The sequence below is a fragment of the Novosphingobium sp. CF614 genome (assembly GCF_900113255.1).
In the GTDB taxonomy this organism is placed as follows: domain Bacteria; phylum Pseudomonadota; class Alphaproteobacteria; order Sphingomonadales; family Sphingomonadaceae; genus Novosphingobium.
Map to the genome: position 1 here is coordinate 125,151 of NZ_FOOR01000001.1, position 24,803 is coordinate 149,953.

Genomic DNA, 24,803 nt, shown 5'->3' on the forward strand with positions numbered 1-24,803 from the left:
TGCCGGGGAGGACCGGAACACGAAAGGAATCCGATGTCCTTCATCCAAGCACTCGTCGCCGCCTTCAAGGGCGGGAGTGCCCGCGTGCCGCTGGCGCGGGGGGCAGCTTCCCCGTGGTTCTTCGCCGACGGCGGCGGCGGGCGCGCTCCGTTCGAGTACAATTCGGCGGTGCGCCGCGCCTACCTGGAGAACCCGGTGGCCCAGCGCGCGGTGCGCCTGGTGGCCGAAGGGATCGCCGGCGCGCCGCTGCGGCCGGCGGACGAAGCGCTGCGCGCGCTCGTGGCCGAGACCAGCGCCGGACAGTCGCTGCCGGAAACGCTGACCGCGCACTTGCTGCTGCACGGCAATGCCTATGTCCAGGTGCTCAAGGACGCGCGCGGCCGCCCGGCCGAGCTGTTCGCGCTGCGCCCCGAACGCGTTGGCGTGATCGCCGGGGAGGACGGCTGGCCTTGCGCCTATTCCTATGAAGTGGCCGGCCGCCGCCTGTCGATCCCGCTGCTGGACGAGGACGCCTTTCCCAACCTGATCCACATCCGCCACTTCCACCCGGCCGACGACCACTACGGCGCCGGCTGCCTGGCCGCCGCCGACGAGGCGATCGCCACCCACAACGCCGCCTCGCGCTGGAACCGCCAGCTGCTGGAGAACGCGGCGCGGCCCAGCGGCGCGCTGGTCTACGAGACGGGCGACGGCAATGGGCTGACCGGCGACCAGTTCGACCGGCTGAAGGCCGAACTCGCCAGCGCCTATGCCGGATCGAACAACGCCGGGCGGCCGATGCTGCTGGAAGGCGGGCTCAAGTGGCAGGCCATGGCGATGACCCCGGCGGACATGGACTTCGCCACGCTCAAGGCCGCCGCTGCGCGCGACATCGCGCTGGCCTTCGGGGTGCCGCCGATGCTGCTCGGCCTGCCGGGCGATTCGACTTACGCCAATTACCGCGAGGCCAACCGCGCGCTGTGGCGGCTGACGCTGCTGCCGCTGGCGGCGAAGATCTTCGCGGCGCTGTGCGAAGGCCTCTCGCCCTGGTTCCCCGGCGCGGTGCTGGCGGTCGATCTCGACCGGGTGTCGGCGCTCGCCGAGGACCGCGAGCGGCTGTGGGCCCAGGTCGGCGCGGCGGATTTCCTGGACCCCCAGGAAAAACGCGCGCTGCTCGGCCTGGACGCGGGTCCGTCGGGCGCGAAGCATCGGGAGAACATATCATGAACAATGGTGACATGCTGGCCGGGCTTCTCGCCCAGGCGACCGGCGACGGGGGCGATCTCGTCACCTTGCGCGCCATCGTCGAGGAAGCGAGCGAGATCGGCGCCCGCCGCATGCTCGAACGCATCGGCCTCGACGACGAGACCGCCCCGCGCGATCTCGGCGAACTGCGAGAGCTGCTGCAGGCCTGGCGCGATGCCAAGGCCAGCGCCCGCACCGCCGCGCTCGGCTGGATCGTGCGCGCGCTGCTGGCGCTGCTGCTGCTCGGCCTGGCGGTGCGCCTGGGCGTGACGGACCTGCTGCGATGACGGCGCGCGCGGACACCTGGGGCTTCGACAGGCTCAGCCTGAGCGGGAATTGGCCGAATGGAAATGGGCCGAGCGGAAACTGGCCGAGCGAAAACGGGAATCTCGTCCCCAACCCCGCTCGCCCCGAGCTTGTCGAAGGGCCACGCCCCCTCCGCTTCGCCGGCTACGCCGCCCTGTTCGGCCGGCGCGACGCCGGGCGCGACATCATTCGCCGGGGCGCCTTCGCCCGCACCCTGGCCGATCGGCGCGATCCGGTCCCGCTGCTGTGGCAGCATCGCCCCGGCACGCGCATCGGCTGGCTCGAAACCGCCGCCGAGGACGCGCGCGGCCTGCGCGTGATCGCTTCGCTCGGCAATCCGGACGGCGCGGCCGGCCTGGCGCTGCGGCGCGGCGCCGTCACCGGTCTCTCGTTCGGCTACCTCCCGCGCGCCAGCCGCAGGACCGGCGAGGGCCGAGAGCTGCTCGACATCGAGCTGCTCGAAGTCAGCCTGGTCACGCACCCGATGCAGCACGGCGCGCGCGTGCATCTGATTTCCTGATCCCCCACAAGAAAGGTGAATGCCCCATGGAATCCCCCATCCCGGTCGAAGCGCTCGATGCCTCGTTCGATCTCGTCACCCGCCAGGAAGCCACCGAGCAGGCCGTCGACGCGCTGCGCGGCGACGTGGAGGACGTCAGGACGCGGCTTGACCGCGTAAGCCGCGCCGCCGCCCGCCCGCTCATCGAAGGCGCGCCCAGCATCGAGGTGAAAGGCTTCGTCGACGGCTACTTGCGGCGCGGCCGCGAGACCGAATTGAAGTCGATCTCCGGCACCGTTCCCGCCGACGGCGGCTATGCCGTCCCGCGGGAGATCGACGCCATGATCTCGGCCCGGCTGAAGAACATCAGCCCGATCCGGGCGATCGCGCAAGTGGTCCAGACCGGCAGCGCCGGCTACCGCAAGCTTATCACCACCGGCGGCACCGCCTCCGGCTGGGTCAGCGAGACCGGCGCCCGCGACGAGACCGCCACCCCCAGCTTCGCCGAGATCGCCCCGCCCTCGGGCGAACTCTACGCCAACCCGGCCGCCAGCCAGGCCATGCTCGACGACGCGATGTTCGACGTCGAGGCGTGGCTGGCCGACGAAATCGCGATGGAGTTCGCCCGGGCCGAAGGCGCGGCCTTCATCAACGGCACCGGCACCAACCAGCCCAAGGGCTTCCTGACCGCCCAGACCAGCGCCGCCGGCGATTCCGCGCGCGGTTTCGGCACGCTGCAATATGTCGTCTCCGGCAACGCCACCGGCTTCGACACCGCGCCCGAACTCAAGCTGATCGACCTCGTCCACGCGCTGAAAGGCGGCCACCGGCAGGGCGCGAGCTGGGTGATGAACGCCAGGACGCTGGCGGTGGTGCGCAAGCTCAAGGCCGCCGACGGATCGTTCCTGTGGCAGCCGGGCCTGATGGAAGGCCAGCCCAACCGCCTGCTCGGCTACCCGGTGGTGGAGGCCGAGGACATGCCCGACGTCGCCGCCAACGCCTGCCCGATCGCCTTCGGCAATTTCCGCGCCGGCTACCTGATCGCCGAACGCAGTGCGACCTCCATCCTGCGCGATCCCTTCACCAACAAGCCTTTCGTCCACTTCTACGCAACCAAGCGGATCGGCGGGCAAGTGCTCGATTCGGACGCGATCAAGCTGCTCAAGATCGCGGCCTGACGCGAGTCGGATCCTCCCCGGCGCGGGGAGGTGGCAGGCGCATGGCGCCTGACGGAGGGGATTCGCGCCAAGGCGCTGCGCCGCCTCGCGGCATGAATCCCCTCCACCGCCTTCAGCGGTCCCCCGCGCCGGGGCGGACAGGCACCTTTCCACTCCCCCTATCGGAGACGCCCATGAACCGGGTCATACTCACATCGGCCGTGCTGCCCGCCTCGGCGCTTGCCGAACTCAAGCAGTGGCTCGGCATCACCACCGGCCGCGACGACGCATCGCTGTCCCCGCTGCTTGCCGCCACCCTCGACGTCTGCGAGTGGTTCACCGGACAGATGCCGATCGAGGCGGAATGCGAGGAAGTGATCCCCGCCGAGCCGGGCTGGCATGCGCTGGCGACCCGCCCCGTCCAGGCGATCAGCCGCGTCGAGGGCATCGCCGCCGACGGCACCCGCTTCAACCTCGATGCCGAGAGTTACGAGATCGAACTCGAGGCCGACGGCACCGGCCGCGTGCGCCTGCCCAGCTTCGGCGACGAAGCGCGCGTGGCGGTGCGCTTCACTGCGGGCCTGGCGACGGACTGGGACGCCCTGCCCGTTTCGCTGCGCCACGGCCTGGTCCGCCTTGCCGCGCACCAGCACCGCGAGCGCGAAAGCGGGGGCGCCGCGCCCTTGCCGCCCGCCTCGGTGGCGGCGCTGTGGCGGCCCTGGCGGCGGCTGCGCCTGGCATGAGCGGCACCATGATCGCGGCCCGGGCCCCCTTCGAACGGATCGCCGAACACCTCGCCGAACGCGCCCGCACGCTCGCCGCCGCACGCTTGCGGATGCGGGACGACGAACACCGCTGGCGCCGGGCCGACTTGCTCTGGCCGCTCTTCGCGAAAGGATAAGCCATGGAAATCGCCTTGCGCGCCGCGCTGCTCGAATGGCTCGCCGCCGATCCGGCGCTGAGCGGCGAACTCAACGCCATCACCGAGGAAGCCCCATCGCGCGCCAGCCTGCCCTGGCTCGCGGTGGCGGCCAGCGCCAGCACCGACTGGAGCTGCAAGACCGCGCGCGGCCGCGAAGTGCGCATCGCGCTGGAGCTGCACTGCCGGGGCGACATGCCCGATGCCGCCGCCGCGATCGTCGCCGCGATCGAGGCGCGCATCGAAAGCCTGCCGCGTGCCCAGCCGGGCTTCCAGCTCGTCACCGCCCAGTTCCTGCGCGCCCGCGCCGAACAGCGCGGCGAAAGCCGCCGGGCGATCCTCCTCGAATACCGCTTTCGCCTGCTGGCGAGCTGACCAGTTCCTCCCCGGCGCGGGGAGGAGAACCCAACCGAACCCAGGAGCATCATCATGACCGCCCAGAAAGGCAGCGCCTTCCTTCTCAAGATCTCCGATGGCGGCGCGCCCGCCAGCTACCAGACCGTCGCCGGGCTGCGCACCACGCAGATGTCCGTCACCGGCGATGCCGTGGTCGTCACCCACAAGGGCAGCGGCGGCTGGCGGGACCTGCTTTCGGGCGCGGGCGTGCGCTCGGTCTCGGTCAGCGCGGCGGGGATTTTCCTGGGCAGCGCGGCCGAAGCGCAAGTGCGCGCCAACGCCATGGCCGGCACGCTCGACGATTACGAACTGAGCTTCGAGGACGGCGAACGGCTGCGCGGCAAGTTCCTGGTCCAGCGCCTGGACTATGCCGGCGATTTCAACGGCGAGCGCAACTATACGCTCCAGCTCGAAAGCTCGGGCCAGGTCGTGCCGGCATGACCGGCGCCAATCCCCCGCACGCCAATCCCCTGCGCGGCGAGGCCCTCCTGCCGATCGGCGGCACCGCCCGGATCCTGCGCCCCAGCTTCACCGCGCTGGTCGCGGCGGAAGCGGAGCTTGGCCCCCTCTTCGCCCTCGTCGAGCGGGCCGGCACCGGGCAGCTTCGGCTGGACGAGATGGCGGCGCTGTTCTGGCACTGCCTGTCCGATGGCGATGGCATCCCGCGCGAAGCGGTGGGCGAGGCGATCATGACGCAAGGCCTCGCCGCCTGCGCCGCGCCGCTGCGCACCCTGCTTTCGCAAATCCTGAAAGGCGCGGGATGACGCGGCGGTTCGCGGAGCGTGCTGCTTGTCCGTTGTCTTCGTCATGGCGAGACGGCGAACCTGGGAAGGAAGCTGGGGGCGGGGACGCGAACGGCAGCTTCGCCCTCGCCGCGCTGGCGCTGTGCGGCCTGGCCGCGCGCGGGCTCGGCTGGCGGCCGCACGAGTTCTGGGCCGCGACCCCCGCCGAACTGGCGACCGCGCTGGGCCTGCCTTCACCCGGCGCGGTCCAGCCCGGCCTGGACCGCGAGACCCTGCAACGGCTGATGGAGCACGATCATGAACGATGAAATCGACAGCCTGCTGGTGGAAGTGCGCGCCGGCACCGACGGCTTCGCCCACGATATCGCGCGCATGCGCTCGGTGGTCGACGGCGACCTGGTCGCCGGCTTCACGCGCGCCGGCGACGCGCTGGAAAAGGGCCTGGCCGGGGCGATCCGGCAGGGCAGCCTGGGGTTCGACGATCTCAAGCACGCGGCCTTCTCCGCGCTCGACGAAATCGCCGCGCAGGCGGTGCGGACGCTGTTTTCCGCCGTCGGCGGCGGCGGAAGCGCGGGGGCCGGCCTGTTCGACGCGGCCGGGCTGTTTTCAAGCGCGCTCGGCCTGCCCGGCCGCGCGACCGGCGGCAATGTCTCGCCCGGACGCGGCTATGTCGTCGGCGAGCGCGGGCCGGAGCTGTTCGTCCCGACTTCGGCCGGGCGCGTCGAGGCCGCGGTCGCCGCCAGCCGCGACGTCCGCGTGGCGATCAACCTCACCGCCCCGCGCGGAAGCAGCGTCCCGCAATCGCTCCAGCGCTCCTCGCGCCAGGTGGCGAGCGCGGTGCGCCGCGCGCTGACTTACGGCTGACCCGCCATCGTCCGAGAGATTGGAGAACCTTCATGGCATTCTGGCTCGCCAACAAACGCGAAGGTCAGGCCGGCGACTGGATCATGCGCTTCGATCCGCGTTTCTGGACCGTCAACTTCCCGCGCCCGATGGTGGCGACGGTGGTTTCGACCGGCCCCAGTTCGCTGCGCGTCGAGGCTTCGTTCCTACGCCGGGCGGATCTTGGCGGACTGATCTGGGACAGCGAGGACCGGCTCGACCATCCACTGCTCGCCTACCGGACCGACCGCGACTATGCGCATACCTCGCTGCGGTTCCGCTGGCGCTCGTCCGGGATCGTCGCGCTCGACCAGGTGAACGGGCCGACGCTGACGATCGAGGGCAAGGACGCCGCCGGAAGCCCCCGCACCTGGTACGTGCGGCTGTGGAACTATGCGGCGGGGACCGGCGAGGACGCCGTGGTGACGCTCGATTTCGCGCGGCTCGACGGCGGCTATGCGCTGCCCGCCGATGCCGATCCGGTCTGGCCGCGCGCCATCGACCGGATGTTCGTCTCCTTCGCGCCGCCGGGCTATGACGGCGCCAGCACCGATCCCCTGCCCGCCGAGGCCGAAGGCTGGATCGAGATGAGCGCGATCGCCGCCGACGGCGCGCGCGCCATGCTCGAGATCGGCGATGTCCTGGTCCCTCCCCATGGGCTGGCGCTGGCGACCGGCTACGACGACCAGGGCGTGCAGACCCCGGCGCGGTTGCTGCGCAATGTCCGCCAGCTCGGCTATCGCGGCTCGGTGGTCCACTACGTGGGCATGAGCCATTACTTCCGGCTCGCCGAAACCGGCGGCGCCTTCCTCGCCGGCCAGACCGCCGACCCGCTCAACACGCCGAGCCGTTCCTGGCACCGCGCCTTCTTCGCCGAATGCGCCGCCACGGGTTTCAGTCCGGTCGCCTCGCTGTCTTACGAACTGCTTGCCCAACATTGCCCGGAAGCGTGGAAACAGCGCGACCACCTGGGCAATCCGGCGCTGACCGGATGGGATCCGCCCTCGACGCTGCTTTCGCCCGCCAGCGCGCAAGCCATGGCCTGGCTGCGATCGGCGGCCCGCGAATTCGCCATGCTGATGGCACAGGCCGGCGCGCCCCTGCGCTTCCAGGTGGGCGAACCGTGGTGGTGGACCTTCACCGACGGGCGCATCTGCCTTTACGACGAGGCGGCCGTGGCGGCCCTGGGCGGATCGCCACCGGTGATCGCGGACATGCGCGCGCCGCTGGGCGCCGCGCAAACCGCGCTGCTCGACGCGGCCGGCGCCCTGCTCGCGCAGTCCACCGCCGATCTGGTCACCGCCGTGCGCGCAGCCGTCGATCCCGAACCGGTCGAGGCGCTGGCGCTGGTCTTCACGCCGACCCTGCTTGCCCCCGACATGCCCGAACTCAAGCGCGCGAACCTGCCGCTCGGCTGGGCCCATCCGGCTTTCGACCGGTTGCAGGTGGAGGACTACGACTGGCTGACCGCCGGCGCCGAAGCCGCGCGCCGCAAGGCCCATGCCGAAATCGACGCGCGCCTGGGCTATCCGCCCGGCGAGCAGGACTATTTCGCTGGCTTCGTGCTCGATCCGGCCGGCAGCGACCAGTGGCGGCGCATCGATGCCGGGATCGACGAGGCGCTCGCCCGCGCCCCGCACGAGATCGTGGTCTGGGCGCTGCCGCAAGTCGCGCGCGACGGCTACGTGCGCCTCCCCTCCAGCCCCAGCCCCAGCCCAGGAGCCGACGACATGCAGGCCTTCGACGATATCCCCTATCCCCTCGCACTGGGCCGGGACGCGACCGTCACGCCCGAGTTCTCGACCAGCGTCGCGGTCACCGCATCGGGCTTCGAACGGCGCAACAGCCTGTGGTCGAACGCGCGGCTGCGCTTCGACGTGGGGCCGGGCGTGCGCTCAGAGGCGGAACTGGGCGAGCTGATCGCCTTCTACCGCGCCCGGCGCGGCCCGGCGCGGGGCTTCCGCCTGCGCGATCCTTCGGACAACAGCTCCAACGGCATGGTCGGCGTGCCCACCGCGCTCGACCAGGACCTGGGCACCGGCGACGGGCTCCAGACCCGCTTCGCGCTGGTCAAGCGCTATGGCGGCGGCGCGACCGCGCAAGTCCGCCGGGTGACCCGTCCGGAGTTCGCGACGATCCTCGTCTCCGTGGACGGCCTGGTCCAGGCCGGCAACTGGACGCTGGGCGAGGCGGGCACGATCCTCTTCGACGATCCCCCGCCCCAAGGCGCGGCGGTGCGCGCCGGCTTCCGCTTCGACGTGCCGGTGCGCTTCGCCGAAGACCGGCTGGAAGTCTCGGGCGCCGCCTTCGCCGCCGGCGAAGCGCCCAGCGTGCCGCTCGTCGAGATCAGGGAAGCGCCATGAGCAGGACCTGGTTCGCCGGCGACCTCGAGACGGTCGCCACCTTCTGGCGCATCCTGCGCCGCGACGGCGCGGCGCTGGGCTTCACCACCCATGACCGCGACTTGTGGTTCGACGGCGTGCTGCACCGCGCCGCGCCGGGCATGGTGCCCTCCTCGATCCGCAAGTCGGCCGATTTCGAGCCCGACAGCGCCGAAGTGCGCGGCGCCATCACCCATGACGCGATCACCGGCGAGGATCTGGCCGCCGGCCGGTTCGACCGCGCGCAAGTGCGCATCGGGCTGGTCGACTGGGAAAGCGGCGAGCGCGAGGTACTCTATGCCGGGACCATCGGCACCGTGAGCGAAGAGGATGGGCGGTTTTCCGCCGATCTCGTCTCCCGCAAGGCAGAGCTGCTGCGCGATCCGGTGCCGCGCACCAGCCCCGCCTGCCGCGCCGCCTTCTGCGGGCCGGGCTGCAACCTCAATCCCTTGCCCTTCACCCGCGAGGTTCGGCTCGCCGCGCTGGATGCGCTCGCCAATTCGGCGGCGTTCGAGGAAGCGCCCGACCCGGCGATCCACGCGGGCGGAATCCTTCGCTGGCTGGACGGCCCGCAAGCCGGAACAAGCATGGGGATCATGGGGGACGACGGCGCCGGCGGCCTGGTGCTCGATGTCCCGCTGGACCAGGACATCGCCGCCGGCACCCGCGCCCTGCTGCGCGAAGGCTGCGATCACACGCTGGGCACTTGCGCCTCGCGCTTCGGCAACGCGGTGAACTTTCGCGGCGAGCCGTTCCTGCCGGGCAACGACCTGCTCACCCGCTATCCCGGCCCCGGCCAATGACCGGAACCCTGATGACCGGAGCCTTGACCGGAGCCGCCCTGGCCGAGGCGGCGCGCGCTCTGGTCGGCGTGCCCTTCCGCCTGCATGGGCGCGACCCCGCACTGGGGCTCGACTGCATCGGCGTGCTGGAGGCGGCGTGCTCGGCCCGCGGCCTGACCGTGCGCCTTCCCGGCGGCTATGCCTTGCGCGGTCGCCGCTTGCCGCCGGTGGCCGGGATCGCCGCGCGGCTGGGCCTGCGCGAAGCGGCGGGTCCGATCGAGGCCGGGGACGTGGTCATGGTGCGTCCCGGCCCGTGCCAGCATCACCTGGCCATCGCCACCGCGCCGGACCGCTTCGTCCATGCCCACGCCGGCCTGCGCCGCGTCGTCGAGGGGCCGATCCCCGCCGATTGGCCGGTGGCAGGCCATTGGCGCGCCGATTCATCGAGGACTTGACATGGCGACACTCGTTTTCAGCACCATTGGAACTTACCTGGGCGGCCCCGTGGGCGGCGCGATCGGGTCGCTGGTCGGCCGCCAGGTCGATGCCGCGCTGTTCGGCTCGCCCGGCCGCCAGGGGCCGCGCCTGAAGGAACTGGCGGTCAGCACCTCCAGCTACGGCCAGGCACTGCCCCGCCACTTCGGGCGCATGCGGGTGGCGGGCCAGATCATCTGGGCCACCGATCTCGTCGAGCACAGCGAGACCCTGGGCGGCGGCAAGGGCGCGCCTTCGGTGACGGCCTACAGCTATACCGCCAACTTCGCGGTCGCGCTCGCCAGCCGGCCGATCCTGCGCATCGGGCGCATCTGGGCCGACGGCAAGCTGCTGCGCGGCGCGGCGGGGGATCTCAAGGTCGGCGGTACGCTGCGGCTCCACACCGGCGAGGGCGACCAGCAGCCCGACCCGCTGATCCTGGCCGCAGAAGGCGCCGAACGCTGCCCCGCCTATCGCGACCTCGCCTATGTCGTCTTCGAGGACCTCGACCTCTCGGAATACTACAACCATATCCCCGCCCTCGCTTTCGAGGTGATCGCCGACGAAAGCTTCGACCTGCGGGACGTGATCGGCGAGGTGATCGAGGATATCGACGCCGCCGTGGCGCTGGAGGAGATCGCCGGCTTCACCAGCGAAGGCCCGCTCGTCGACGACCTGCAAGCGCTCGGCCAGGTCATGCCGCTCCAGGCCGATGCCGGCGGCGAGCGCCTGGTGATCGCGCGCGCGCGATTGCAGGAGGACGCGATCGCCCTGCCCGAAGCGGCGATCGCCACGGGCGATGACGAATTCGGCGCCGGCACCGGCTATTCCCGGCACCGCGCGCCGCCGCCCGACCAGCCGCCCTCGGTGCTGCGCTACTTCGACGTGGACCGCGATTACCAGCCCGGCGCCCAGCGCGCTTCGGGCCGGGCGGCGCAAGGCGAACCGCGCGCGATCGAACTGCCGGCCGCCCTTGACGCGGCAACCGCCAGGGCGCTGATCGAGCGGACCGCGCGGCGGATCGACTGGACGCGGGATCGCGTATCCTGGCGGACCAGCGAACTCGATCCGGCCATCGCGCCCGGGGCGATCGTATCGCTTCCCGCCATCGCCGGGCGCTGGCGCGTGCTCGACTGGGAATGGCGGGAGAACGGCGTGGAGATTTCGCTGGAGCGAATCCCGCCCGCCGGCGCCGGCGCGACGCCGCAGCTGGCCTCCGACCCCGGCCGCGCCAACCCGCCGGTCGATCGACCGTCCGGCACGACCGCGCTCGTCGCCTTCGAGCTTCCGTTCGACGGCACCGGTGCCGGCCCGGATACGCCCCGGGCTTTCGCCGCCGCGTCGAGCCCGGACGCGAGCTGGAGCGGCGCGGCCCTCTACGCCGATCGCGGCGACGGCGAGTTGCATCCGCTGGGGCCGACCGGCCGGACGCGCGGCGTGATCGGCACCGCGACAGCACTGCTTCCGCCCGCCAGTCCCCTGCTTTTCGATCGCGGCTCGCAGCTGATCGTATCGCTTGTCGATCCGGCCATGCAGCTCGGCTCCGCGAATGCGCGGCAGCTCGCCTTCGGGGCCAATCTCGCGCTTGTCGGCGAGGAAATCCTGCAGTTCGCGCGGGCCACGTCGCTTGGCGGCGGAAACTGGCGCCTCGAGGGCCTGCTGCGCGGGCGCGGCGGCACGGAAACGGCGATCGGCGCGCACGCGGCCGGAGAGGCCTTCGCGCTGCTGGATTCGCGCCTCGTCGCCCTCGACGCCGCCGTGCTCGGGAGTGGCGGCGACCGGCAAGTCGTCGCCGTCGGCCGGGGCGATGCCGATCCGGTGACGGCGCCGATGCTGCTGGACGGGATTACCCTGCGCCCGCTGGCACCGGTGCATCCGCGCCGCGCCGTGCTCGCGGACGGCGCCTGGCGCCTGTCCTGGACGCGCCGCGCACGGGGCGGATGGGAATGGCGCGACGGGGTGGACACGCCGCTGGTCGAACAGGCCGAAGCCTACCTGGTGACGCTCGGGCCGATCGACGCCCCGATCGCGCTGTGGCGGACCGGCGAGCCCCGGCTCGACATTTCGGCGGCGCTGCTCTCCGAACTCTCGACGAGCGCCCCCGGCGAGATGCTGCGCGTCCGCCAGCAGGGGACCCACGGCCTTTCCCACCCGACGCCGCTTTGCCCCCTTCCTTGAAACCCGCCAGAACAGGAGTAGCCGATGAGCGATCCCGTGATTTTCGACAGCGCCAGCCCCAGGTTCGCGCTTCCGCTGCTTTACGCCGGACAGGCTCAGAAGGAGGCTTTCGTGAACGAAGCCTTCGCCGTCGCGGACGCCTTGCTTCACTGCAGCATAGAAGGCGAGGCGAGCGCGCCCCCGATGACCGCCGCCGACGGGCAGAACTGGCTCGTGGGGCCCGGCGCAACCGGCGAATGGGCGGGGCGGGAACAGACGCTGGCCTGCCGCCAGGCCGGAAACTGGATTTTCATTGCCCCCCGCGACGGGATGCGGATCTTCGATCTGTCGACCGGGCAGGAGCAACTCTTTTTCCATTTCTGGAGAAAAGCTTCCACCCCCGTGGAACCACTTGGCGGAACAACCGTTGATGGTGAGGCTCGAGCTGCGATCGGCGATCTGATCGCGGAACTTCGGGCCTTGGGTATCTTTCCATAAGTGTAACGGGGTGCAACGGGAGGGCGAAGTTGATGGTGTCGATTGCGCGAAGCAGTATCGAATACCATCTCCAATCCTTCAAAAGCGCGACTTTTTTGCAACAGTCGTTCACATTGTGCGCTTGCACCCGGTTTGCGGAGGGGTTAGACACTCGATGCACTCGGTGGCTCCAAATCTCTATTAGTAGGGGAAACATATGAGGAAACTCGTCATAGGACTGGCGCTGGCTTCTACAGCCTTCGCCACGCCCGCCTTCGCGCGAGACAAATCTTGGTATCTTGAACTCGATTTCGGCGCGATGATCGTCGAAGACGCCGACGTTAAGGTCGATGGTGAAACCGTCGGCACGGTGGAGTTCAAGAAGGGCTTCGACGGCGGCGCTGCCGTCGGTTACGACTTCGGTCCGTTCCGCTTGGAAACCGAAGCAAGCTATCGCCAGGCCCGGGTCAAGGATTTCGGCGGCGATGCCAGCAACCTGTCGTTCATGCTCAACGGCTTGCTCGACTTCGGCCCCGATGACGGCCTTCAGGGCTTCGTCGGCGGCGGCGTCGGTGTCGGCCGTGTCGATGTCGACTACGTCAACGATTCCGACACCGGGTTCGCCTGGCAGGCGATTGCCGGCATCCGCGCTCCGCTCAGCAGCCGCTGGGATGTGGGCGTCAAGTACCGCTTCATGAACGTCAACAATGTCGACCTGGTCGACACCGACGGCGTGGACATCAGTTCGCGCTGGCGCTCGCACTCGCTGATGGGCACGCTGGCGTACAACTTCGGTGGCGCCGAAGCGGCTCCGCCGCCTCCCCCGCCCCCGCCGCCGCCTCCCCCGCCGCCTCCCCCGCCCCCGCCGCCGCCGCCGGTGGTCTGCAACAAGGGGCCGTACATCGTGTTCTTCGACTGGGATAAGTCGGACGTCACGCCGGAGGCCGCCACCATTCTCGACAGCGCCGTCACTGCCTATGGCAACTGCGACAGCGTGCCGATCATGCTGGCCGGCTACACCGACCGTTCGGGCACGGTGAAGTACAATATGGGCCTTTCGGAGCGTCGTAACGCCTCGGTTCGTGCCTACCTCACCAGCCACGGCATTCCGGACGGCGCGATCTCGAGCCAGGCCTTCGGTGAAAGCAACCCGCGCGTTCCCACCGCCGACGGTGTGCGCGAGCTGCAGAACCGCCGCGTCGAAATCACTTACGGTCCGGGTTCGGGCATGTAAGCGAACCGGCAACGGTAAGAATTGGGGGCTCGGAGCGATCCGGGCCCCTTTTCTTATGTCAGTCACGGAGATCGGGCGTGGAGATCGGGCACGGAGATCGGGGCTCCGGCTCGCCTTCCGTTCTACCTCATACCAAGCCCCTTGAAGCGAGACTTGGTTTCAGGCCGCGTAGGGAGTGGGATCGAACAGTCCGGCTTCGGCGAAACCCGCCTTGCGCAGCCTGCAACTGTCGCACAGGCCGCAGGCACGCCCCTCGGGCTGGGGATCGTAGCAGGACCAACTCATCCCGGCATCGAGGCCCAGGCGATCCGCCTCGCGCGCGATGGCGGCCTTGCCCAGGAACTGGAGCGGCGCGTGAATGGCAATGCGCTGCCCTTGCGCACCGACCTTGGTCGCCAGCGCCGCGATATTTTCGAAAGCCGCGATGAATTCGGGCCGACAATCCGGATAGCCCGAATAGTCCAGCGCATTCACGCCGATGAAGATGTCACGGGCGCCAACCGCCTCCGCCCAAGCCAGGGTCAGCGACAGGAACACGAGATTGCGCGCCGGCACGTAAGTGACCGGGATATCCGGCCCCACCCCGTCCTTGGGTACGGCGATATCGTCCGTCAGCGCCGAGCCGCCGAACCGGCGCAAGTCCAGCGGCAGCACGACGTGGCGCAGCGCCCCGAGATGCCGCGCGATGGCGCCCGCGGCCTCGATCTCTCGGCGGTGGCGCTGGTTGTAATCGATGGTGAGCGCGTTGATCGCGAAGCCCGCCTCACGCGCGAGGCCTGCCGAAACCATGGAATCGAGGCCGCCGGAGAGCAGCACGACCGCCTGCCTCGCTTCTGAAGATGAAGAGTTCTGCATGGTGCCCGGCTACGCCGCCGCCTTTGCGCTGGCAACCGTCAGCGAAGCATCAACCGCGACAATTGCCGACCTGGCGACCTTCGGCGGCGAAAGCGAAGGGCAGGCCGTTGACGATGCCCTGGCTGTCGATCTGGACCAGGCCGTTGGTCTCGCGCCGGATATGCGTGCGGCCATAGCCCTGCCCCCGGCAGGTATACTGCACGGTAACCTCGTTCGCCGTATCCTCCACGATGGTCCGGTTGCACGACAGGCCGGGATGCCGGAGCTGGATCAGCTTGCGGCCATTGTCGAGGCAAAGCTGACGCACCGCCCCGTCACTGCCCCGCTCGCGCAATTCCCACCCCCCCGGACTAAGCTGGTCGAGCATGCCCAAAGACGGCTTCTGGCCATGGGCCGGAACCGCGAAGGCCGCCAGGGCCATCATGGACAAAGCCGCACGTCCGATCCTCACGTTCGTTCCCCCGACTGCAATTCCAGGCATTCCGGCCGCACCATTCCTGTATCATTGGACACATGCCGCAATTCAAGCATGGCACGGATGAAGCAGCGCTTAAGCAGGAATGCGCAGGATCCTTGAACAGAACGCGCAATCGACCGGAATCAAGCCGTCATCGTCGCGCATTTCAGCGCGCTGGTCTTCGGGAAACCGCGACAGCACGGCCTGATAGTGCGCAACCGTGCAGCGGCATCCACGCTCCAGGGGTGCGAGCTGCTCGACCCGCACTTCCTCCTCTTCGTGGAACAAGCGCCAGACCATCTGCTCCAGCGTGAGCACGGGATCGACGAGTTCCTCGGGCTGGATGCTGGCGGCAAGGATCGAGACGTGTTCCCAATCGGGGTGATCCTCACGGGCATGCAGCCGATCCTTGCCCTCCTCGCTGTCGGGCAGATGCTGGACGAGCAGCCCGCCCGCGGTACATCGCGGGCCGTTCGAGCGCACCGCGACGCGAATGAGGGTGGGCACCTGCTCCGACTGCGCGAAGTAGCTTTCACAGGCCTGCGTCAGCGATGCCCCCTCCAGCGGCACCACGCCCTGATAGCGCTCATCGCTGACGGCAAGATCGAAAGTGATCGCCAGATATCCCTTGCCGAACAGCGCGTCGAGCGAAGTGGCGCCGCCCAGGCTCGCCAGCGCCGCCTCGTCGTGGCGCACATAGCCGCGCACTTCGCCGCCGCGATAGTCACACACCAGCAGGTCGACCGGCCCGCCCTCCGACTGGGCCTGGACCGTCAGCTGCGAATCCTCTTCCTTGAGCAGCGCCCCCATCAGCGCCGTCAACACCAGCGCTTCGGCGAGAAGGTGCTTGATGACCGGGGGATAGTCGTGCGCCGAAAGCACGGTTTCAAGCACCGGCCCCAAGCGCACCACGCGCCCGCGCGCGTGCCGGACCGGCACCGAAAACGCCAGCACGCGATCGAAGCCGGTGTCGTCGATGCGGATCAGGTAGTCGTCGTTCACAGCCTGCCCAAAGCCCAAAGCAGGATCGACTTCTGCGCGTGGATACGGTTTTCCGCCTCGTCCCAGACCACCGACTGCACGCCGTCGATAACCTCGTCGGTCACTTCCTCGCCGCGATGGGCCGGAAGGCAGTGGAGGAAACGGGCACCCGGCGCGGCGGCCGCCATCAGCGCGGCGTTGACCTGGTAGGGGCCCATCGCCGCGACATGCTGTTCGCCGCCGGCCTGCCCCATCGAAACCCAGGTGTCGGTGACGACGATCTGCGCTCCGGCCGCCGCTTCGACCGGATCCTGCGTGAGGATCACTTCCCCGCCCGCCGCGCGCGCGCGTTCGATGAAGCCGGCATCGGGTTCATAGCCCGCCGGACCACCGATACGAATCGAGAACTTCATCAGGCCGGCCGCCTCGATCAGCGAATTGGCAACGTTGTTGCCGTCCCCCAGCCAGGCCAGTTGCAGGCCCGGCAGGGCGAAGCCGTGCTCCACCACGGTCAGCAGGTCGGCAACGATCTGGCAGGGATGCGACAAGTCGGTCAAGCCGTTGATGACGGGCACGTCGGCATAGTGCGCAAGCTCTTCGATCTTGGCGTGATCGTCGGTGCGGATCATGATCGCATCGACCATGCGGCTGAGCACGCGGGCGGTATCCGCCACCGTTTCGCCGCGCCCAAGCTGGGTGGTGCCCGATTCCAGGATCAGCGCCGAACCGCCGAGCTGGCGCATCGCCATGTCGAACGACACCCGCGTGCGGGTGGAGTTCTTTTCGAAGATCATCGCCAGCACGTGCCCGGCCAGCGGGGCATCCGCGTCCGGCCGCGCCTTCGGCCATGACCGGCGCGCCGCCTTGCGGTCGATCGCGTCGTTTATCATCGCGGCGACCATGTCGCCGCCGGCATCGGACAGGCTCAGGAAATCGCGCGCCATCAGCCCACCTCCTCGAGGTGGTAACTCGCCGCCGCGGCCGAAAGCTTTTCCATGAATTCGCCGATATGGCTGTCATCGATGACCAGCGGCGGCAGCACCCGCACGACGTCGTCCCCGGCCGCCACCGTCAACAGCTGATGATTGTCGCGCATATGGGCGACAAAGCCGCGCGGTTCGACCTTGAGCTTGATGCCGATGAACAGGCCGCGCCCGCGCACTTCCTCGAACAGATCGGGATAATTGCCGATGAACTGCTCGATCCGCGATTTCAGCCGCTCTCCCTTGGCGCGCACTTCGGCAAGGAACGCTTCGTCCGGAATCACGTCCAGGACGGCGCCGATCGCCGCCATGGCAAAGGGATTGCCGCCATATGTCGATCCGTGCGTGCCCACGACCATGCCGCGCGCCGCCTTTTCGGTGGCGAGGCAGGCGCCGACGGGAAAGCCGCCGCCGATGCCCTTCGCGGTCGCCATGATATCGGGCTCGATGCCGTACTGTTCGTAGGCATAGAAAGTCCCGGCGCGGCCGACACCGCTCTGCACTTCGTCGAGAATCAGCAAGAGATCATGTTCGTCGCACAGCTTGCGGAGACCTTGCAGGAACTCGTCCGTCGCGACGCGAATGCCGCCCTCGCCCTGGATCGGCTCGACCAGGAAACCGGCCGTATTCGGCCCGATCGCGGCCCGTGCCGCCTCGAGATCGTTGAACTCTACGTACTTGAACCCCGGCAGCAGCGGCAGGAAGCCCTTGTGCATCTTCTCCTGGCTCGAAGCGCTGATCGTGGCGAGGGTGCGGCCGTGGAAGGCATTGTTGAACGTTATCAGCTCGAACTTGCCGTCATTGCCAGCTGACTGGTGATAGGCGCGCGCGGTCTTGATCGCGCACTCCACCGCCTCGGCCCCGGAATTGGTGAAGAACACGGTATCGGCGAAAGTCAGGCCCACCAGGCGCTTGGCAATCGCCTCGCCCTGCGGACTGCCGTAGAGGTTCGAGACGTGCATGAGCGTTTCGGCCTGCTTCTGCAGCGCACCGATCAAGCCGGGATGCGAATGACCGAGGGCGTTGACGGCGATGCCGCTCGCGAAGTCGAGAAAGCGACGACCGTCCTCATCGATCAGATGGCAGTGCTCGCCGCGAACGGGCCGCACACCGCACCGGGGGTAAACGGGCATCAGCGGAGTGATCGACATGTCGGTTATCCTCGAAACAGATCGGTGAAGTCAGTGAAGTGAAGATCGCAAACGACAAATGGCGGCCCTGTCCGGACCGCCATTTGCGCGCATTTAAGCTTTTGCAGCCGCCCGGTCAAACCGCCGGGGGCAGTGCAGGCAGGATCAACCCTGGCGCGGCACAAGGTTGACCGCCGAGTACTTGCCTCGTCGATCGACCTCAATGTCGAATTCCACGCGATCACCCTCGTTGAGACCCGAGAGGCCCGAACGTTCGACCGCGCTGATGTGCACGAACGCATCGGGCTGGCCATCATCACGGGTGATGAAGCCGAAGCCCTTCATCGAGTTGAAGAACTTGACCGTACCGGTCGCCTTCTCGCCCGTGAGCTGGCGCTGCGGCGGCGCGGGTTCCCGCTTGGCCACCGGAATCACGTCGCCCACGACCACGAGGTCGCTGGCGGAGATCTTGCCGCCGCGATCGACGAGCTGGAATTCCAGCTGCTGCCCCTCGGCCAGGCCTTCCAGGCCGGCACGCTCGACCGCGCTGATGTGCACGAACACATCCTCGCCGCCTTCGTCACGCTGGATGAAGCCGAAACCCTTCGCCGCGTTGAAGAATTTCACGGTGCCCTTGCCCTGTCCGACGACCTGGGCAGGCATGCCGCCGCCTCCGCCGCCGCCACGGGGAGCGCCCCCGAAGCCGCCGCGACCGCCGCCGCCGCCGAAGCTGCCACCGCCGCTGCGAGCGCCTCCGCCGAAGCCGCCGCGATCATCGCCGCCGCCTCCGGCGAACCGGTCGCCGCCGCCGCCAAACCTATCCTGGCCACCGAAACGATCCTGTCCGGCAAAGAACGGATCGAACTCGTCCTCTCCGAACCGATCCCGCTTGTCGCGTCCCCTTCCGCGACGACCTCTGTCAAAACCCATTTTTACGAACGTACCTTCGCTGCGCCCCAAAAGCATTCGCCCGGACACGTGGACGAGCCGTGCCGGGCGTCAGGAGAAGCGACCGGGCAAGGCCCGACCCTATCCTGCGATCATGTGCCTTACACGAGTTCAAGGCCAATAGCGAACAGAAATACGGGCCCTTTCAGGGGATCCAGGCCTTCGCATTCGATTTCAACCAGCGGTTTGGCCGACGATTTGGCTTGCCTGTTCGTTCAAGTGGGTCTTGAAGACCGCCGGTCGGTGCTTCACCTGCCCCCGACAACTTTCGCAAACGGAGAGTGCCAAGCCATGTTCCGCCAGATCACCGAGACCGTATTCGCCAGCCCGCAGATCGGCAGCGACGCCGTCGCCGAGGCCAAGGCGCTCGGCATCGTGCGGATCATCAACAACCGGCCCGAGGGGGAAAGCGACGACCAGACCCCCGGCGCGGCGATCGAGGCCGCGGCAAAGGCGGCGGGAATCGACTATGTGGCGATTCCCGTGACTCACGCCGGCTTCAGCCAGGCCCAGGTGGACGCCATGCGGGAGGCTTTGGACAGCGCGGAAGGGCCGGTCCTGGCCTATTGCCGCTCCGGCACCCGCTCGACGCTGCTATGGGCGCTCGCGCGCGCCAAGGCGGGAGACAACCCCGCCGTGATCGCATCGAAGGCGGCTGCGGCCGGCTACGACATCACGCCGATCCGCCAACTGATCGAAATGCTCGCCGCCGGCGGCTGAACCCTGCGTCCGGTGGGGCTCGTCGGCGCGCCGCGCGCCTGCCGGAGCGATACCGTCACTTGCGCGGGTGACAGATCGTATTACTTGCGCGGTCCACCGAAGGCCGCAAGTAGGGCGCAAACCGCCAAGCCTCTCGACCGTCCGCCGCCGGGAGGCTAGGGGCGCAGCCATGAGCACAGGCACCCATTCCTCCCGGCGGACTTTCGCGATCATCTCGCACCCGGACGCGGGCAAGACCACGCTGACCGAAAAGCTGCTGCTGCAAGGCGGCGCGATCCACCTGGCCGGCGAAGTGAAGGCGCGCGGGCAGGCGCGGCGCGCGCGGTCCGACTGGATGAAGATCGAGCAGCAGCGCGGTATCTCGGTAACCAGCTCGGTCATGACTTTCGAGCGCGACGGCATTACCTTCAACCTGCTCGACACCCCGGGCCACGAGGATTTCTCGGAAGACACCTATCGCACGCTGACCGCGGTCGATTCGGCGATCATGGTGATCGACGCCGCCAAGGGCATCGAGCCGCAGACCCGCAAGCTCTTCGAGGTCTGCCGCCTGCGTTCAGTGCCGATCATCACTTTCGTCAATAAAGTCGACCGCGAGGGGCGCGCCTGTTTCGATCTGCTCGACGAAGTGGCCGACATGCTGGCGCTGGACGTTTGCCCGATGTCCTGGCCGGTCGGCATGGGCGGACTGTTCCAGGGCATCCTGGACATCGCCAGCGGCAAGGTGAGCCGTCCGGAAGGGCCCAGCAGGGAGTTCCTCGGCAAGGTCGAGGAAGGCGCGGTGCTGCCCGGCGAGGTCGCCGAGGAACTGGAACTGGCGCAGGCCGGCTATCCCGAGTTCGATCTCGAAGCCTATCGCGGCGGCGACCTGACGCCGGTCTACTTCGGCTCCGCGCTCAAGAACTTCGGCGTCGCCGAACTGATCGATGCCATCGCGCGGTTCGCGCCGCCACCGCGCCCGCAGCCTTCCGAGCAAGGCACGATCGCGCCCGATCGCAAGGAAGTCACCGGCTTCATCTTCAAGGTCCAGGCCAACATGGACCCGATGCACCGCGACCGCATCGCCTTCATGCGGCTGGTTTCGGGCACTTTCCGGCGCGGCATGAAGCTGACGCCGTCGGGGCTGGGCAAGCCGATCGCGGTGCATTCGCCGATCCTGTTCTTCGCGCAGGACCGCGAGATCGCCGACAGCGCCGAACCGGGCGACATCATCGGCATTCCCAACCACGGCACCTTGCGGGTGGGCGACACGCTTTCGGAACGGAACGACGTGCGCTTCACCGGGCTGCCCAATTTCGCGCCGGAAATCCTGCGCCGCGTCACGCTCAAGGACCCCACCAAGACCAAGCAGCTCCGCAAGGCCCTGGACGACCTGTCCGAAGAAGGGGTGATCCAGGTGTTCTATCCCGAGATCGGCTCGCAGTGGATCGTCGGCGTGGTCGGGCAGCTCCAGCTCGACGTGCTGATCTCCCGGCTGGAGGCGGAATACAAGGTCGAGGCGATGCTGGAAGCCTCGCCCTTCGATACCGCGCGCTGGCTCAAGGGCAGCGACGCGGCGCTGCGCAGCTTCGCCGAGTTCAACAAGATGAACCTCGCCAAGGACCGGGACGGCGATCCAGTGTTCATGGCCAAGTCCGCCTGGGACGTCGGCTATCAGCAGGAACGCAATCCCGACCTCACCTTCAGCGCTACCAAGGAGCGCTGAAACGGCGTAATCGAAGGCCATGGCTGAATTTACCGACCATCTCACTGACGATCACGCCGCGATGATCGCGCGCCAGCCCGTTTTTTTCGTGGCCACCGCCGCACCCGATGCGCGGATCAACCTGAGTCCGAAAGGCTATGACAGCTTCCGCGTGCTCGGGCCGAAGCGCGTGGCGTGGCTCGATCTGGCCGGTTCGGGTAACGAAACCAACGCCCATCTCCTGGCGGATGGACGCATCACGATCATGATGTGCAACTTCCAGCAGCCCGCGCTCATCCTGCGCATCTATGGCCGGGGGAGGCCGGTGCTGCCGGCCGATCCGCAGTGGCAGGACCTTTCGCGCCATTTCACGCTGCTCCCGGGGACACGGCAGATTTTCGACATCGCGGTGGAAAGCGTACAGACGAGTTGCGGCTGGGGCGTGCCGGTGATGACGCTCGATCATGAGCGGACGACGCTGACGAAGTACCACGCCCAGCAGGATCCTGAAGCCTGGGCGGCGAGGTACGCGGCCCGTGACCGGTCGATCGACGGATTGCCCGGCCGCCCGACCGACCGCTACATTGCGGGGGACTCGCTTGCCGACGGATCGGTTTGATCCAGGCCGTGAAGGTTACTGTCGCCAGCTACAATATCCACAAGGCCGTGGGGCTGGACCGGCGGCGTGATCCCGAACGCATCCTGACCGTGCTGCGTGAGATCGACGCCGATGTCGTCGCGCTGCAGGAAGTGGACCGCCGCTTCGGACGACGCATGACCGCGCTGCCGCTCGACGCGATCCACGAGACGACCGACTATCGCCCGGTCCCCCTCTCGATGAAGCCGGACAGCCTGGGCTGGCACGGCAACGCCCTGCTGGTGCGCAAGGGCATCGACCTGATCGAAGCCGCGCCGGTGCCCCTGCCCGTGCTCGAGCCGCGCGGCGCGATCCGCGCCGACCTGGCCGCCGACGGGCGACGCTTCCGGGTGGTGGGCATGCACCTGGACCTGTCCGGCCTGCGCCGCCGCCACCAGGTGCGCAGCGTGCTGGCGCATTGCGCCTCCTGCGACGATCACGTGCCGACGGTGATGATGGGAGACCTCAACGAATGGTCCCAACGCGGCGGTTGCCTGCGTGAATTCGGTGCCCCCTGGCGGGTTCTCATGCCAGGTCGCAGTTTCCCCTCGCGCTATCCCATCGCGCAGCTCGACCGCATCATTGTTTCATCGGAATGGCAGATTCTGGAAACCAACGTGCACCACAGCCCGTCGTCGGCGACAGGTTCTGACCATTTGCCGGTGTTTGCCTCGCTTACGGTGCCCAAAAAATAGGCATGTGCCCATGAATCGGGCGACGTATCGTGGCTTTCCTGCGATGACCGGGCGTGCAGGTCCTTGAATCTTGCCAATTGGTAAACTGGCACATCCCTTGCTTAGCGTAGCTCCAGCCGGCGCTGGGCCGGTGGCTAACAGGGGATAGGCATGAAGTTCATCATAGCCATCATCAAGCCCTTCAAGCTGGACGAGGTGCGAGAGGCGCTGGGCGCAATCGGCGTCGCCGGCATGACCGTGTCCGAAGTGAAGGGCTTCGGCCGGCAGAAGGGCCAGACGGAAATCTATCGTGGGGCCGAATATTCGACCAACATGCTGCCGAAGGTGAAGATCGAGGTCGCCGCGCCTGACGATCTGGCGCCGAAGATCGTGGAAACGATCCAGCAGGTGGCGAGCACCGAAGCCATCGGCGACGGCAAGATTTTCGTTCTCGACCTCGCTTCCGCAGTGCGCATCCGCACCGGCGAAGCTGGCGACACAGCGCTTTGAGGGGGGTATCCACGATGAACCGCAAGATTCTCAGCGGCGCCGGCGCTGCCATAGCGTCGCTAGCCGTGTCTTCAGCCGCATGGGCGCAAGCCGCCGGCCCGATCAAAGCCCCGACCGCCGAACAGATGGCAACCATGGTGAACAAGGGCGACACCACCTGGATGCTCATCAGTTCGGCGCTGGTGCTGATGATGTCCATCCCCGGCCTCGCGCTCTTCTACGGCGGCCTCGTGCGCGCCAAGAACATGCTCAGCCTGTGCATGCAGGTCTTCATGATCGTCTCGGTCGCCGGCCTGCTGTGGTGCTGCGTCGGTTATTCGATGGCGTTCACCTCGGGCGGTGAAAACCACTTCTTCGGCGGCTTCTCCAAGGCCATGCTGATGGGCGTGGACGGAACCACGCTGGGCGCCACGTTCAGCAACAACATCTATATCCCCGAACTGTGCTTCGTCGTCTTCCAGATGACCTTCGCGATGATTACGCCCGCCCTGATCGTCGGCGCCTTCGCCGAACGCGTGAAGTTCAGCGGCCTGATGATCTTCGTCGTGCTCTGGTCGATCCTCGTCTACTACCCCATGGCTCACATGGTGTGGTACTGGGCCGGCCCGGACTTCCTGGCCGACGCACCGACCGACTACGGCTTGCTCTGGGGCTGGGGCGCCCTTGACTTCGCCGGCGGCACCGTCGTTCACATCAATGCCGGTATCGCCGGCCTGGTGGGCTGCCTGATGATCGGCAAGCGCGTTGGCTACCCCAAGGAACCGATGCCGCCGCACTCGCTGGTGATGACCATGATCGGCGCCTCGCTGCTGTGGGTGGGCTGGTTCGGCTTCAACGCCGGCTCCAACCTCGAAGCGAACGGCGTGACCGCGGTCGCCTTCATCAACACCATGGTCGCCACTTGCGCCGCCGCGGTCAGCTGGTCGCTGGTCGAGCAGATCCACCACGGCAAGCCCAGCATGCTCGGTGCCGCGACCGGCGCGGTCGCCGGTCTCGTCGCGATCACGCCGGCCTCCGGCTATGCCGCTCCGATGACCTCGATCGTGCTTGGCTTCGTCGTTTCCCCGATCTGCTACCTCTTCGTCGTCAAGGTGAAGGGCATGTTCGGCTATGACGACAGCCTGGACGTGTTCGGCGTCCACTGCATCGGCGGCATCGTCGGCGCACTCGGCACCGCGATCGTCGCGGCTCCTTCGCTGGGCGGTCAGGGCGTGTTCGACTACACGCAGTTCCCGGCCGCGTTCGATCCGTCGAGCTACTCGATCGGCAACCAGCTGATTATCCAGGCCAAGGCCGTGCTGTTCACGCTCGCCTGGTCCGGTGTCATCTCCGCGGTCATCTTCTTCATCGTCGGCAAGACCATCGGTCTGCGCCCGGCCGAGGACGAAGAGAACCAGGGCCTCGACATCACCAGCCACGGTGAGCGCGCCTACAATATGTAAGTATCTCGAGTTTGGCGGCGGCGGGTACTTCCTCCTCTCCTCCCACCTGCCGTCGCCAACCGGTGTTCCTCCTGCGAACACAAACTCAATGGGCCGGAGCCAGCCGCTCCGGCCCTTTTTTCATGCCCGTTTCGCCCGGCCGGGCGCCAGC

Annotated in this window: 29 protein-coding genes; 23 read left to right on the top strand and 6 right to left on the bottom strand. The window is 68.2% G+C overall.

The genetic code is table 11. The annotated features are described in order from the left end of the window. Positions 1-33: 33 nt before the first annotated feature. The 17 genes from BM052_RS00520 to BM052_RS00600 all read left to right on the top strand — a co-directional run bounded on the left by BM052_RS00520 (position 34) and on the right by BM052_RS00600 (position 13,631). Entirely contained in the window at positions 34-1,206 is a 1,173-nt protein-coding gene (locus tag BM052_RS00520) for a phage portal protein (RefSeq protein WP_091142016.1), read from the top strand. Then, the gene (locus BM052_RS00525) at positions 1,203-1,511 is read left to right on the top strand and encodes a DUF6127 family protein (protein WP_091142018.1); all 309 of its coding nucleotides are present in this window, start codon (positions 1,203-1,205) and stop codon (positions 1,509-1,511) included. Before BM052_RS00520 ends, BM052_RS00525 begins: the two co-directional genes overlap by 4 nt. Further along, complete coding sequence (locus tag BM052_RS00530; RefSeq protein ID WP_091142020.1) at positions 1,508-2,050, top strand: HK97 family phage prohead protease; 543 nt, start codon at positions 1,508-1,510, stop codon at positions 2,048-2,050. Before BM052_RS00525 ends, BM052_RS00530 begins: the two co-directional genes overlap by 4 nt. Before the next feature lie 26 nt (positions 2,051-2,076). Continuing rightward, a complete protein-coding gene (locus BM052_RS00535) occupies positions 2,077-3,207 on the top strand; it encodes a phage major capsid protein (protein ID WP_091142022.1) in 1,131 nt (376 codons plus the stop codon). A gap of 173 nt (positions 3,208-3,380) precedes the next feature. Next, positions 3,381-3,929: a head-tail connector protein gene (locus BM052_RS00540; protein ID WP_091142024.1), complete on the top strand. Its 549-nt coding sequence runs from the start codon at positions 3,381-3,383 to the stop codon at positions 3,927-3,929. Then, positions 3,926-4,087 carry a hypothetical protein gene (locus BM052_RS19770; protein WP_177198262.1) on the top strand — a complete coding sequence of 54 codons (162 nt, stop codon included), beginning with the start codon at positions 3,926-3,928 and terminating at the stop codon, positions 4,085-4,087. The genes BM052_RS00540 and BM052_RS19770 overlap by 4 nt, the downstream gene beginning before the upstream one ends. A gap of 3 nt (positions 4,088-4,090) precedes the next feature. After that, positions 4,091-4,480: a tail completion protein gp17 gene (locus BM052_RS00550; protein WP_091142027.1), complete on the top strand. Its 390-nt coding sequence runs from the start codon at positions 4,091-4,093 to the stop codon at positions 4,478-4,480. Between the two features lie 54 nt (positions 4,481-4,534). Next, positions 4,535-4,942, top strand: coding sequence for a phage major tail protein, TP901-1 family (locus BM052_RS00555; protein ID WP_091142028.1), 408 nt, complete (start codon positions 4,535-4,537; stop codon positions 4,940-4,942). After that, on the top strand, positions 4,939-5,265 hold the full coding sequence (locus BM052_RS00560; RefSeq protein WP_091142030.1) for a gene transfer agent family protein: 327 nt from the start codon (positions 4,939-4,941) through the stop codon (positions 5,263-5,265). Before BM052_RS00555 ends, BM052_RS00560 begins: the two co-directional genes overlap by 4 nt. Further along, positions 5,262-5,552 carry a phage tail assembly chaperone gene (locus tag BM052_RS20395; RefSeq protein WP_091142032.1) on the top strand — a complete coding sequence of 97 codons (291 nt, stop codon included), beginning with the start codon at positions 5,262-5,264 and terminating at the stop codon, positions 5,550-5,552. Before BM052_RS00560 ends, BM052_RS20395 begins: the two co-directional genes overlap by 4 nt. Continuing rightward, positions 5,542-6,108 carry a tail tape measure protein gene (locus tag BM052_RS00570; RefSeq protein WP_091142034.1) on the top strand — a complete coding sequence of 189 codons (567 nt, stop codon included), beginning with the start codon at positions 5,542-5,544 and terminating at the stop codon, positions 6,106-6,108. The genes BM052_RS20395 and BM052_RS00570 overlap by 11 nt, the downstream gene beginning before the upstream one ends. Before the next feature lie 32 nt (positions 6,109-6,140). Further along, positions 6,141-8,489 (top strand): DUF2460 domain-containing protein, encoded by a 2,349-nt coding sequence (locus BM052_RS00575; protein ID WP_091142036.1) that lies wholly within the window; start codon positions 6,141-6,143, stop codon positions 8,487-8,489. Beyond that, positions 8,486-9,310 (top strand): DUF2163 domain-containing protein, encoded by an 825-nt coding sequence (locus tag BM052_RS00580; RefSeq protein ID WP_091142037.1) that lies wholly within the window; start codon positions 8,486-8,488, stop codon positions 9,308-9,310. Before BM052_RS00575 ends, BM052_RS00580 begins: the two co-directional genes overlap by 4 nt. Positions 9,311-9,321: 11 nt before the next feature. Next, the gene (locus BM052_RS00585) at positions 9,322-9,744 is read left to right on the top strand and encodes a hypothetical protein (RefSeq protein ID WP_091142969.1); all 423 of its coding nucleotides are present in this window, start codon (positions 9,322-9,324) and stop codon (positions 9,742-9,744) included. A gap of 1 nt (position 9,745) precedes the next feature. Beyond that, positions 9,746-11,941, top strand: a complete 2,196-nt coding sequence (locus BM052_RS00590; RefSeq protein ID WP_091142039.1) for a phage tail protein — start codon at positions 9,746-9,748, stop codon at positions 11,939-11,941. A 24-nt stretch (positions 11,942-11,965) separates the two neighbouring features. After that, positions 11,966-12,418: a DUF2793 domain-containing protein gene (locus BM052_RS00595; protein WP_091142041.1), complete on the top strand. Its 453-nt coding sequence runs from the start codon at positions 11,966-11,968 to the stop codon at positions 12,416-12,418. Positions 12,419-12,614: 196 nt separating this feature from the next. Beyond that, positions 12,615-13,631: an OmpA family protein gene (locus BM052_RS00600; protein ID WP_091142043.1), complete on the top strand. Its 1,017-nt coding sequence runs from the start codon at positions 12,615-12,617 to the stop codon at positions 13,629-13,631. A 159-nt stretch (positions 13,632-13,790) separates the two neighbouring features. Here the strand turns inward: BM052_RS00600 and queC are convergent, their stop codons facing one another. The 6 genes from queC to BM052_RS20375 form a co-directional block, all read right to left on the bottom strand. After that, complete coding sequence (queC, locus tag BM052_RS00605) at positions 13,791-14,486, bottom strand: 7-cyano-7-deazaguanine synthase QueC (protein WP_091142045.1); 696 nt, start codon at positions 14,484-14,486, stop codon at positions 13,791-13,793. A 49-nt stretch (positions 14,487-14,535) separates the two neighbouring features. Beyond that, the gene (locus BM052_RS00610; protein ID WP_255405908.1) at positions 14,536-14,931 is read right to left on the bottom strand and encodes a hypothetical protein; all 396 of its coding nucleotides are present in this window, start codon (positions 14,929-14,931) and stop codon (positions 14,536-14,538) included. 105 nt (positions 14,932-15,036) lie between these two features. Continuing rightward, on the bottom strand, positions 15,037-15,945 hold the full coding sequence (locus tag BM052_RS00615) for an Hsp33 family molecular chaperone HslO (protein WP_177198263.1): 909 nt from the start codon (positions 15,943-15,945) through the stop codon (positions 15,037-15,039). Then, positions 15,942-16,868 carry an ornithine carbamoyltransferase gene (gene argF / locus BM052_RS00620; protein WP_091142048.1) on the bottom strand — a complete coding sequence of 309 codons (927 nt, stop codon included), beginning with the start codon at positions 16,866-16,868 and terminating at the stop codon, positions 15,942-15,944. Before argF ends, BM052_RS00615 begins: the two co-directional genes overlap by 4 nt. Beyond that, positions 16,868-18,058 carry an aspartate aminotransferase family protein gene (locus BM052_RS00625; protein ID WP_091142050.1) on the bottom strand — a complete coding sequence of 397 codons (1,191 nt, stop codon included), beginning with the start codon at positions 18,056-18,058 and terminating at the stop codon, positions 16,868-16,870. The genes argF and BM052_RS00625 overlap by 1 nt, the downstream gene beginning before the upstream one ends. Before the next feature lie 144 nt (positions 18,059-18,202). Continuing rightward, positions 18,203-18,967, bottom strand: coding sequence for a cold-shock protein (locus BM052_RS20375; protein ID WP_091142051.1), 765 nt, complete (start codon positions 18,965-18,967; stop codon positions 18,203-18,205). 309 nt (positions 18,968-19,276) lie between these two features. Between BM052_RS20375 and BM052_RS00635 the strand changes: the two genes are divergently transcribed. The 6 genes from BM052_RS00635 (at position 19,277) to BM052_RS00660 (ending at position 24,652) form a co-directional block, all read left to right on the top strand. Beyond that, positions 19,277-19,705 (top strand): protein tyrosine phosphatase family protein, encoded by a 429-nt coding sequence (locus tag BM052_RS00635; RefSeq protein WP_091142053.1) that lies wholly within the window; start codon positions 19,277-19,279, stop codon positions 19,703-19,705. Between the two features lie 169 nt (positions 19,706-19,874). After that, complete coding sequence (locus BM052_RS00640) at positions 19,875-21,410, top strand: peptide chain release factor 3 (protein WP_091142054.1); 1,536 nt, start codon at positions 19,875-19,877, stop codon at positions 21,408-21,410. 19 nt (positions 21,411-21,429) lie between these two features. After that, positions 21,430-22,008, top strand: a complete 579-nt coding sequence (locus BM052_RS00645) for a pyridoxamine 5'-phosphate oxidase family protein (RefSeq protein WP_091142056.1) — start codon at positions 21,430-21,432, stop codon at positions 22,006-22,008. Positions 22,009-22,016: 8 nt separating this feature from the next. Continuing rightward, positions 22,017-22,721 (top strand): endonuclease/exonuclease/phosphatase family protein, encoded by a 705-nt coding sequence (locus tag BM052_RS00650; RefSeq protein ID WP_091142976.1) that lies wholly within the window; start codon positions 22,017-22,019, stop codon positions 22,719-22,721. A 150-nt stretch (positions 22,722-22,871) separates the two neighbouring features. Continuing rightward, positions 22,872-23,210 (top strand): P-II family nitrogen regulator, encoded by a 339-nt coding sequence (locus BM052_RS00655; RefSeq protein WP_007687500.1) that lies wholly within the window; start codon positions 22,872-22,874, stop codon positions 23,208-23,210. 14 nt (positions 23,211-23,224) lie between these two features. Next, a complete protein-coding gene (locus BM052_RS00660) occupies positions 23,225-24,652 on the top strand; it encodes an ammonium transporter (RefSeq protein ID WP_091142057.1) in 1,428 nt (475 codons plus the stop codon). Positions 24,653-24,803 lie beyond the last annotated feature (151 nt).

Bases quoted from the DNA above. Each gene is read 5' to 3' on its own strand.
- BM052_RS00525 (WP_091142018.1), top strand. From the start codon at position 1,203: ATGAACAATGGTGACATGCTGGCCGGGCTTCTCGCCCAGGCGACCGGC.
- BM052_RS00560 (WP_091142030.1), top strand. From the start codon at position 4,939: ATGACCGGCGCCAATCCCCCGCACGCCAATCCCCTGCGCGGCGAGGCC.
- BM052_RS00535 (WP_091142022.1), top strand. From the start codon at position 2,077: ATGGAATCCCCCATCCCGGTCGAAGCGCTCGATGCCTCGTTCGATCTC.
- BM052_RS00640 (WP_091142054.1), top strand. From the start codon at position 19,875: ATGAGCACAGGCACCCATTCCTCCCGGCGGACTTTCGCGATCATCTCG.
- BM052_RS00575 (WP_091142036.1), top strand. From the start codon at position 6,141: ATGGCATTCTGGCTCGCCAACAAACGCGAAGGTCAGGCCGGCGACTGG.
- BM052_RS00585 (WP_091142969.1), top strand. From the start codon at position 9,322: ATGACCGGAGCCTTGACCGGAGCCGCCCTGGCCGAGGCGGCGCGCGCT.
- BM052_RS00580 (WP_091142037.1), top strand. From the start codon at position 8,486: ATGAGCAGGACCTGGTTCGCCGGCGACCTCGAGACGGTCGCCACCTTC.
- BM052_RS00570 (WP_091142034.1), top strand. From the start codon at position 5,542: ATGAACGATGAAATCGACAGCCTGCTGGTGGAAGTGCGCGCCGGCACC.
- BM052_RS00645 (WP_091142056.1), top strand. From the start codon at position 21,430: ATGGCTGAATTTACCGACCATCTCACTGACGATCACGCCGCGATGATC.
- queC (WP_091142045.1), bottom strand. From the start codon at position 14,486: ATGCAGAACTCTTCATCTTCAGAAGCGAGGCAGGCGGTCGTGCTGCTC.
- BM052_RS19770 (WP_177198262.1), top strand. From the start codon at position 3,926: ATGAGCGGCACCATGATCGCGGCCCGGGCCCCCTTCGAACGGATCGCC.
- BM052_RS00520 (WP_091142016.1), top strand. From the start codon at position 34: ATGTCCTTCATCCAAGCACTCGTCGCCGCCTTCAAGGGCGGGAGTGCC.
- BM052_RS00530 (WP_091142020.1), top strand. From the start codon at position 1,508: ATGACGGCGCGCGCGGACACCTGGGGCTTCGACAGGCTCAGCCTGAGC.
- BM052_RS00635 (WP_091142053.1), top strand. From the start codon at position 19,277: ATGTTCCGCCAGATCACCGAGACCGTATTCGCCAGCCCGCAGATCGGC.
- BM052_RS00540 (WP_091142024.1), top strand. From the start codon at position 3,381: ATGAACCGGGTCATACTCACATCGGCCGTGCTGCCCGCCTCGGCGCTT.
- argF (WP_091142048.1), bottom strand. From the start codon at position 16,868: ATGGCGCGCGATTTCCTGAGCCTGTCCGATGCCGGCGGCGACATGGTC.
- BM052_RS00555 (WP_091142028.1), top strand. From the start codon at position 4,535: ATGACCGCCCAGAAAGGCAGCGCCTTCCTTCTCAAGATCTCCGATGGC.
- BM052_RS20395 (WP_091142032.1), top strand. From the start codon at position 5,262: ATGACGCGGCGGTTCGCGGAGCGTGCTGCTTGTCCGTTGTCTTCGTCA.
- BM052_RS00600 (WP_091142043.1), top strand. From the start codon at position 12,615: ATGAGGAAACTCGTCATAGGACTGGCGCTGGCTTCTACAGCCTTCGCC.
- BM052_RS00660 (WP_091142057.1), top strand. From the start codon at position 23,225: ATGAACCGCAAGATTCTCAGCGGCGCCGGCGCTGCCATAGCGTCGCTA.
- BM052_RS20375 (WP_091142051.1), bottom strand. From the start codon at position 18,967: ATGGGTTTTGACAGAGGTCGTCGCGGAAGGGGACGCGACAAGCGGGAT.
- BM052_RS00550 (WP_091142027.1), top strand. From the start codon at position 4,091: ATGGAAATCGCCTTGCGCGCCGCGCTGCTCGAATGGCTCGCCGCCGAT.
- BM052_RS00590 (WP_091142039.1), top strand. From the start codon at position 9,746: ATGGCGACACTCGTTTTCAGCACCATTGGAACTTACCTGGGCGGCCCC.
- BM052_RS00655 (WP_007687500.1), top strand. From the start codon at position 22,872: ATGAAGTTCATCATAGCCATCATCAAGCCCTTCAAGCTGGACGAGGTG.
- BM052_RS00625 (WP_091142050.1), bottom strand. From the start codon at position 18,058: ATGTCGATCACTCCGCTGATGCCCGTTTACCCCCGGTGCGGTGTGCGG.
- BM052_RS00595 (WP_091142041.1), top strand. From the start codon at position 11,966: ATGAGCGATCCCGTGATTTTCGACAGCGCCAGCCCCAGGTTCGCGCTT.